This window comes from Achromobacter sp. SIMBA_011, assembly GCF_046535435.1.
GTDB classification, from domain to species: Bacteria; Pseudomonadota; Gammaproteobacteria; order Burkholderiales; family Burkholderiaceae_B; genus Achromobacter; species Achromobacter dolens.
Genome location: NZ_JAWRWN010000725.1, coordinates 1 through 260 on the forward strand (window position 1 = coordinate 1; position 260 = coordinate 260).

At 54.2% G+C, this 260-nt stretch carries 1 protein-coding gene; it reads left to right on the plus strand.

Features of this window, described 5'->3' with window-relative positions; all coding sequences use genetic code 11:
* Positions 1-156: 156 nt before the first annotated feature.
* A partial coding sequence (locus SB816_RS32865) for a cold-shock protein (protein ID WP_410548363.1) occupies positions 157-260 on the plus strand: 104 nt, incomplete at its 3' end.

Here is a 260-nt window from a genome sequence, read left to right on the forward strand (position 1 = left end):
CTGGAAGGCGGCGAAGGCGATGTGCGAGTGGATTTCGTTGATTCACGACGCATTCGGCTTGCCGTAGGCCTGCGAGTGGAAGTTCTGAGAGTCCATGGGCCTGATGCAGTCTATGCGTCTGAGGTTCGTGTTATCCCGTAAGTCAGGAGAACGGCAATGGCAACAGGTACGGTGAAATGGTTTAACGCGGAGAAGGGGTTTGGTTTTATCACTCAAGACGGTGGGGGCGATATATTTGTCCACTTCTCGGCCATCACGGG